6 protein-coding genes and 1 rRNA gene are annotated in these 8,237 nt (G+C 50.3%); all 7 read left to right on the forward strand.

What is annotated here, in order from left to right:
- Positions 1-35: 35 nt before the first annotated feature.
- Positions 36-3,917, forward strand: coding sequence for a phospholipid carrier-dependent glycosyltransferase (locus GNP95_RS16470; RefSeq protein ID WP_155611941.1), 3,882 nt, complete (start codon positions 36-38; stop codon positions 3,915-3,917).
- 74 nt (positions 3,918-3,991) lie between these two features.
- Positions 3,992-5,002, forward strand: a complete 1,011-nt coding sequence (locus tag GNP95_RS16475) for a glycosyltransferase family 2 protein (protein ID WP_155611942.1) — start codon at positions 3,992-3,994, stop codon at positions 5,000-5,002.
- A complete protein-coding gene (locus GNP95_RS16480) occupies positions 4,992-5,438 on the forward strand; it encodes a GtrA family protein (protein WP_155611943.1) in 447 nt (148 codons plus the stop codon). Before GNP95_RS16475 ends, GNP95_RS16480 begins: the two co-directional genes overlap by 11 nt.
- A gap of 267 nt (positions 5,439-5,705) precedes the next feature.
- On the forward strand, positions 5,706-6,548 hold the full coding sequence (locus GNP95_RS16485; RefSeq protein WP_155611944.1) for an MSCRAMM family adhesin: 843 nt from the start codon (positions 5,706-5,708) through the stop codon (positions 6,546-6,548).
- A 112-nt stretch (positions 6,549-6,660) separates the two neighbouring features.
- Entirely contained in the window at positions 6,661-6,849 is a 189-nt protein-coding gene (locus GNP95_RS16490; RefSeq protein ID WP_155611945.1) for an LPXTG cell wall anchor domain-containing protein, read from the forward strand.
- 98 nt (positions 6,850-6,947) lie between these two features.
- Positions 6,948-7,652 (forward strand): class D sortase, encoded by a 705-nt coding sequence (locus tag GNP95_RS16495; RefSeq protein WP_155611946.1) that lies wholly within the window; start codon positions 6,948-6,950, stop codon positions 7,650-7,652.
- Positions 7,653-8,036: 384 nt separating this feature from the next.
- Positions 8,037-8,237: ribosomal RNA gene (locus GNP95_RS16500) — 16S ribosomal RNA — on the forward strand; the annotation flags it as partial.

The raw sequence follows: 8,237 nt of genomic DNA on the forward strand, positions 1-8,237 counted from the left end.
ATGTCAATCAATACTCGTATGGGGTGGAATTGGACATGGCAAGTTTTGTGAAGCGGGCAGCGATGCTGCTGGCCATCGGTATTTTTGTGTTATTTACGCCATTTGAGCCTGGAACGGTTCGTGCACTGGAACATAACCTGGTGCAGAATCCCGGATTTGAGCTGGGAGATTCGGAAGCTCCTGAAGCTTGGGAGACGGATCGTTGGTCCAGAGAGGAAGGAGCCAGCCAATTCGGGGTAATCCAGGGGGACGCGCACAGCGGAGATCGGTCGGCTTGGATCGAAAATGTGGACCCGGATCACGCCAAATGGGTGCAGCAGGTTACGGTGGAGCCCGGCTCTAAGTATTTGATATCCGCCTGGATCAAAGTGCTTAGCATCGGAGGCGGTGAGATTGGCGCGAATATTTTTCCGCTTGGCGTAGGAGGAGCTTATCCCCATGTTATCGAGCCTTCTGGAAAGTGGCAGCAGATCCAGTTCTATGGGGAGTCGGGCCCGGAGCAGAGGGAGCTGACAATCGCCGCCGCCCTAGGCGGTTATGGAAGGCTCAATACAGGCAAAGCTCTGTTTGACGATATTCGCGTCGAGAAGGTGGAATCGCTGCCGGCCGGAATAACCGCATTGCCGCTGAGCACAGATATATCCGGAAATATAGGCGGCGGTGGGGCGGATCATCCTGACGGTGAGACTGGACTTGGAAATGGCGAAGCAAGCTCAGCGGCGACCTCCCATGTCCCGGTATTGCCGATTATGCTGTGGTCAGCGCTGTTCGCTATTTTGTTTGCCTGGCTGTATCGGCGCATGATCACGGAGAGTCATCCCCTGGATCGCAGCGGTTCTTACCAGGGCTGGATGTGGCTTGTGATGATTGCCGGGCTGCTGCTTCGGATTTGGATCGGGTATACGGTTCGCGGATTTGAGACCGATCTGAACACTTTCATGGGCTGGGCCCATCACGCGGTAGATAAAGGCCTCGGAGGTTTTTATAGCGAAGGGGTTTTTGCTGACTATCCGCCGGGCTACATCTATGTTTTGTACGTCTTAGGCTTGACGCAAAAATGGCTTGGATTAGGTTATGGTTCGGCAGGAGCGATGCTGCTCTTCAAGCTCCCTTCGATCCTGGCGGATTTGGCTGCAGGATATTTACTGTATCGCGTGGGATGCCGCAAGTTTGGGGGCAGGCTCGGCTGGGCTCTGGCGACCGTGTATTTGTTCAATCCGGCCGTGCTCATCAATTCTGCGGGCTGGGGACAAGCGGATGCGTTCTATGCCTTGTTCCTGATCAGTTCGCTTACGGCTCTGAGCGAGCGGCGTTTGGAAAAATCGGCAGTGTGGTTTGCAATTGCCGCGATCATTAAGCCGCAGACGTTTATTTTTACACCGGTATGGCTGTTGGCCCTTCTGTACTACCGTTCCTGGAAACGCATTTCCGTCAGTGTTCTGCTTGGAGCTGCGGTATTCGCCTTGCTCGCTCTTCCTTTTTTCTGGAATCAGGGAGGCCTGCCTGCTCTTATCGGTTTATACAAAACAACGCTAGCCTCCTACCCCTACGCGACGGTTAATGCATTCAATTTATATGCGCTATTTGGCCATAACTGGGCTCCTCTTGATCAGAGGTGGCTGCTGCTTCCTTTCCGGACATGGGGTATGCTGTTCATCCTGGCAGCGGTAGCTTATGCCATTTATATCTCACTCCGCAGACGCGGACGAGATTTGACGAAGACATTCTTCATTGCTCTGGCGCTCATCGTCATTGTGTTTGTAGCGGGAACAAAAATGCATGAGCGTTATATGTTCCCGGCGCTGCTGTTATGTTTGTTCAGCTTCATCCAATCCCGGGATCGCCGTCTGCTCTATCTGTACCTCGGCTTCAGTATGACGCAGTATGTCAACGTCGCTTATGTTCTAGGGCATCTGAATCTTGGCATGAGTCCGGGCAATCATGGGATCGTACTGCTCTGCTCGCTCGCCAATGTGGTGCTGCTGGTATGTACGCTGATCACGGGATATCGCATGTATGTGCAAAAAAAACGCCAGCCGGTCAAACGTCAGGACGAGAAGGAACGAGAAGCTAACGACGCTTTGCTGCTGGAAGAGCTGGCTTCCAAAGAGAAGCGGCGCAGCTTGTACAAAATCCGTTTTCAAAGCAGGGATTGGCTGTGGGTTGGCCTTGTCACTTTACTGTACGCAGCGCTAGCCTTGTACCAATTAGGATCAACTAAGGCGCCGGTTACCGAATGGAAGCCGACGAAGCCGGTCAGCTTTTATGTAGATTTCGGCGAGGCTAAGACTGTGGAGCGTGTCCATTTTTTTGGCGGGGCTTCGACGGGAGCGTTCAAATTGGACTTTGGAAATGATCCTGCATCCTGGGAAAAAACGATTGAACTCTCCGATGATATAGGCGCGGTCTTCGCCTGGAAAAGCGAGGCGGTCGGCATAGAAGCCAGGTACGCCCGGATTACGGTAGAGCATGTCGGCATTTCGCTGCATGAAATGGCATTTTATGAAGCGGGGCACGACAAACCTGTCCCTATAGCTGGCATATATGATGAAACGGAAGGGGCAAGGGGGAGTGACAGAAGCGCATTGTTATTTGATGAGGCATCGACCTCGGTAATTTACCCCGGTTTTATTAACAGCACTTATTTCGATGAAATATATCATGCCAGAACCGCATATGAATATTGGCATCATTTGCCGCCGTACGAAACGACTCATCCGCCGCTTGGCAAGCTGCTGATCGGACTGGGCATGCAGCTGTTCGGATTCAGCCCGTTAGGCTGGCGTATCGCAGGAACATTGTTTGGAGCGGCGATGCTGCCGCTAATTTACCGGTTTGCCCTGCAGCTCTTCGGGCAGCGAAAATATGCAGTCATGTCTATGGTGCTCCTTGCAGCTGAGTTTATGCATTTTGCACAGACGCGTATCGCGACGATTGACGTTTACGCCGTGTTTTTTATCCTGCTGATGTTTTATGGCATGAATCGTTATCTGCACATGAACTTTCATAAGCAGCCCCTGGGTAAAACGCTGGTTCCTCTGGCCTGGACGGGGTTATTCTTCGGCATCGGGATTTCGACTAAATGGATTGTGTTGTATGGCGGCGCAGGGCTGGCTATGATGCTGCTTCTGTCTTTGCTAAGCCGCTATAAGGAATATGCTGCTGTCAAACGCAGAGCTAAAACCCGTGGCGGGAATGAAGAACCAGAGCGGCAGGAGCTATATCACCGCATTCAAGATGGCTTCTGGCGAAAGACGCTGATTACTTTAGGTTGCTGCTGTATCTTTTTTGTGGCCATTCCTGCGGCGATCTACACCTTCAGCTATATTCCGGCTCTTGCTGCCACAGAGGGTGGTTTCAATTTAAGCAATTTAATTCAGGCGCAAAAAGATATGTTCGACTATCACAGCAGACTTGTAGGGAGTCATCCGTTTGCTTCATCTTGGTGGGAATGGCCCCTGATGAAGAGGCCAGTCTGGTTCTACAGCGCGCAGGGCGAAGCCGGCGGTCTGGCTAGGGGGATGGTGTCCAGCATTGTGACGATAGGCAATCCGCTGATTTGGTGGACTGGAATCGTCGCTATGGCTGCGGCGCTATGGCTAACCGTGAAGCGACGAGAATTCGGGAAGTACGTCATGTGGATTGCTTTTCTGGCCCAATATATTCCTTGGATGCTTGTTACGCGGGAGACATTCCTCTACCACTATTTCGCGATGGTGCCGTTTGTGATTGTGGCTATCGTGTATATCACTAGTCTTGCCGAGCAAAAATGGGCCCGCTTCAAGTACGTTAGATATGCGTTTATATGCGCTGCGGTGCTGCTGTTTGCGATGTTCTATCCCGTTCTGTCCGGGATGGCCGTGAATTCGGGATACGTTGAGCATGTACTGAGATGGTTCCCGACCTGGATATTTTAGTTCTCAGGTGAGGCCTTTTGGCTGGAAAGCAGAGATGGCCAGGATGTAAGTTATCAGGTGAAGGAGGGGCAGTTATGGAAATAGGCTGCAGCGTTATCGTACCGATGTTTAATGAAGAGGAAGTGATTGAGCATACGTATCACCGCCTGAAGCAGGTCATGGATTGTGCAGAGGAAGGTTATGAGATTATTTTTGTAAACGACGGAAGCCGGGACAGAACTGCCCAAATAGTTGAAGCAATTTGCCGTAAAGACCCGAATGTGAAGTTAATCCAATTCTCCAGGAATTTTGGCCATCAGGTAGCGATCAGCGCTGGAATGGACTATGCCTCTGGCCGCTGCGTCGTTATTATCGATGCCGATTTGCAGGATCCGCCCGAGCTTATTCTGGAAATGCTCAGCAAATGGAGAGAGGGTTACGAAGTGGTGTACGGCAAGCGTATCAAGCGCAAAGGCGAGAGTGTATTCAAGAAAACGACCGCGCTGCTGTTTTATCGGCTGCTCGGGAGAATGACGAAGGTAGACATTCCGCTCGATACCGGGGATTTTCGCCTAATCGACCGGAAAGTGTGCGATGTGCTGAAAAGCTTAAAGGAGAAAAACCGCTTTGTTCGCGGATTGGTAGGCTGGGCGGGCTTTCGGCAAACGAGTGTAGAGTATGTGCGCGATGAGCGTTTTGCAGGTGTCACGAAATATCCTTTGCGGAAAATGATTTCGTTTGCTCTGGATGGCATCACCTCTTTTTCGCATAAACCGTTAAAGATGGCTTCATATATTGGAGTTATTCTGTCGCTTTCCAGCTTCATCTACCTGTTCGTCGTATTGTTTCAGAAATGGTTTGAGCTGGGGACGATCCCTGGCTGGGCTTCGATCGTAGCGATCAATCTGTTCTTCAACGGCATTGTGCTCATGCTGCTGGGTGTGATGGGGGAGTACATCGGGCGGATTTACGATGAGTCCAAGGATAGGCCGCTTTATATCGTGCGAGAGACTACAGGATTTCTGCGAGAGGATGCAAATCCGCCAGCCCGGCCATCGTATGTACCGGAGGGAGTGAAGGCGCAGGTGGAGGAATATGCGGGGTGACGGCGGAGGACGTTTTGCTATACAGTTTCTGAAATTCAATGCTGTCGGGCTGATCAATACGGGGATCGATTTTTTGCTTTTTACTTTGCTGCTGTTGTTCGGGATGGGCAGTCTGGGGGCTCAGGTCATATCATACGCTGCGGGAACGGTGAACAGTTATATATTGAATAAAAAAATTACGTTCTCCGGTCAGGAAGGCGGCCGGGGTGGACGGAGCATGTTTGTTATTGGACAGTTTGCTCGGTTTGCGGCGTTGAACGCAGCAGTTCTAGCTTTATCACTATTGATGCTTTTTGTGTTCACCTCACTGGCCGGATTGCACCCGCTGACATCTAAAGTACTGGTCACGGCTGTCACTGTAGGCTTGAACTTTTTGGGAAGCCGGAAATGGGTATTTACCAAGCAAACTTATGGGAACGACAGAATGGAGGGATGAATATCGCTAGCGGAGACTGCCTTCTTTGAATATAATTTTGGATTTGATGAAGAAGACAGGCATAAGTGCAGCAGAAGTTCAATAAAGATGGATTGAGGAAAAGTGAATTAACTATCGTATTGGAGTGGGACTAATGAGGAGCAAAGCCAGAACAGTAATTGCTGCTACGCTTGCTGCAGGTTTGACGATGGGCGCGGCGAACACGGCTTTTGCAACGGTAGACGGACTGCAGGAAAATTTGATTACACCTGAGTCCGAAACGTACGGATGGTGTCCAACGCCAACCCCGACGCCAACGCCGAAGCCGACGCCGACCCCGACACCAACGAAGACCCCGAAGCCGACGCCGACCCCGACACCAACGAAGACCCCGAAGCCGACGCCGACCCCGACACCAACGAAGACACCGAAGCCGACGCCGACCCCGACACCAACGAAGACACCGAAGCCGACGCCGACCCCGACACCAACGAAGACACCGAAGCCGACGCCGACCCCGACACCAACGAAGACACCGAAGCCAACGCCGACCCCGACACCAACGAAGACACCGAAGCCAACGCCGACCCCGACACCAACGAAGACACCGAAGCCAACGCCGACCCCGACACCAACGAAGACACCGGAGCCGACGCCGACCCCGACACCAACGAAGACACCGGAGCCGACGCCGACCCCGACACCAACGAAGACACCGGAGCCGACGCCGACCCCGACACCAACGAAGACACCGAAGCCGACGCCGACCCCGACACCAACGAAGACACCGGAGCCGACGCCGACCCCGACACCAACGAAGACACCGGAGCCGACGCCGACCCCGACACCAACGAAGACACCGAAGCCAACACCAACACCAACACCAACACCAACACCAACACCAACACCAACACCAACACCAACACCAACACCAACACCAACACCAACACCAACACCAACACCGACACCAACACCAACACTAACACCGACACCGACACCAACACAAACGCCGGAACCGACGCCAACACCGACACCGACCCCAACACCAACGCCGGAACCGACGCCAACACCGAGACCTACATCTACTCCGTCATCGGGCTCCAGAGGGTATGTCTATATACTGACTCCTAGCCCAACGCCATCACCGACACCATCGCCGACACCATCGCCAAGCCCTAGTCCAACGCCGACTGCGACCGTTAGCCCAACCCCGGATCCAACGATAGCGCCGGTTCAGGATATCATGCTGCCGGAAGCTGAGCCGGAAGATCAACCGCCTTCTAGTAAGCCAGAAACAGAAAAAATTGACGATATTTCCGTATCCACCTTACCTAAAACCGGGGAAGCAAGCTCCTTGCCATATTATTTCGCTGGTCTTGGTTCGGTTATTGTTGGATTCTTTTTAAGAAGAAAAAGCAAAAAATCCAGTTAACCGATTTCTGAAGAAGTAAGGAGGCTATCCTCTTTACTTCTTTATTTTGAATCGTTGAAATATGAATAAACGCCTCTTTGCGATGAAGGAGAATATTTATGAAGAAAATGATTTCCTATACACTCATTGTCCTCGGCCTGCTTACTATGCTGTATCCGAAAGCAAACGAATATTACGAGAATGCTCAAACACAAGAACTTTTAGAAGCAATAGATAGTAGTACAAAATCAGGATATAGTGATATAGCGATTGATCCGAGGCTTTTATTAGAATATAAGGATGTTTCTCGCACACTGGAGGAAATGCCGGATACAGAAGATACGGGTGATAATATAAATGAACAAATACCACACGGCGAGCAGGAAAAAGTTGCTTCAACCAGTGAGACAAATAGCAAGAAAGCGATCGCGGTTATTAAAATTGCTAAAATAAAACTAAATCTTCCCGTCTTAGAGGGGGCTACCCAGACCAATATGAAATACGCGGCCGCTCACTTAAAAGAGACGGATCCAATAGGAGATAGTGGTAATGCGGCAATTGCCGCCCATCGGGCCAGAACTAAGGGTAGACTGTTTAATCGTCTTAATGAAATAGAGGTGGGGGACGAAATTGTTGTTGAGGTTGGAAGTAAAAGTTACGTGTATGAAACCGACAAGATCTCGATCGTAAAGCCTACAGATGTTTCTGTTCTAAAAAAAGATCCTAACAATAAAGCGGTACTTACATTAATAACATGCGATCCATTAGTTAATCCTACGCATCGGCTAATTGTTAGGGCTCAACTAAAGGAAACTATACTTTAGGAAGACCACAATTTTCTAATTGTTTTTGTGGAGGAATTCTGATATATTAATAAATACCGTTTCACGGAGCACTTTCAATCTGAAACATATATATTTTTTCAAAAAAAGTGCTTGCTATTTAAAAAGAAACGTGATATATTATAAAAGTTGCCGCTGAAACAACGGCGACACGCAAAGCAAGGTTGATCTTTGAAAACTGAACAACGAGTGAGCGGGTTTCACGCAAGTGAAATCTAAATAATAGAGTCAGATGCAAATCTGATCTCGTCAGATTCAAAATGAGCAAGTCAAACACCTTAGTTGAAAGAGATTTTACCATTGGTAAAACTTCCTTTCACCTGGGATGAAAGATCCCATCCATTGGATATGTGATGCTTTCATCCTTTATTGGAGAGTTTGATCCTGGCTCAGGACGAACGCTGGCGGCGTGCCTAATACATGCAAGTCGAGCGGAGTTATTTTGGAAGCTTGCTTCCGAAATAACTTAGCGGCGGACGGGTGAGTAATACGTAGGCAACCTGCCTGTAAGACTGGGATAACTGCCGGAAACGGTAGCTAATACCGGATAAATCATTTCGCCGCATG

Origin of the sequence: Paenibacillus woosongensis, assembly GCF_009725165.1 — a bacterium.
In the GTDB taxonomy this organism is placed as follows: Bacteria; Bacillota; Bacilli; order Paenibacillales; family Paenibacillaceae; genus Fontibacillus; species Fontibacillus woosongensis.

Excerpts from the sequence above, each read along its gene's own strand:
- GNP95_RS16470 (WP_155611941.1), top strand. The coding sequence starts at position 36 with ATGGCAAGTTTTGTGAAGCGGGCAGCGATGCTGCTGGCCATCGGTATT.
- GNP95_RS16475 (WP_155611942.1), top strand. The coding sequence starts at position 3,992 with ATGGAAATAGGCTGCAGCGTTATCGTACCGATGTTTAATGAAGAGGAA.
- GNP95_RS16480 (WP_155611943.1), top strand. The coding sequence starts at position 4,992 with ATGCGGGGTGACGGCGGAGGACGTTTTGCTATACAGTTTCTGAAATTC.
- GNP95_RS16485 (WP_155611944.1), top strand. The coding sequence starts at position 5,706 with ATGGTGTCCAACGCCAACCCCGACGCCAACGCCGAAGCCGACGCCGAC.
- GNP95_RS16490 (WP_155611945.1), top strand. The coding sequence starts at position 6,661 with ATGCTGCCGGAAGCTGAGCCGGAAGATCAACCGCCTTCTAGTAAGCCA.
- GNP95_RS16495 (WP_155611946.1), top strand. The coding sequence starts at position 6,948 with ATGAAGAAAATGATTTCCTATACACTCATTGTCCTCGGCCTGCTTACT.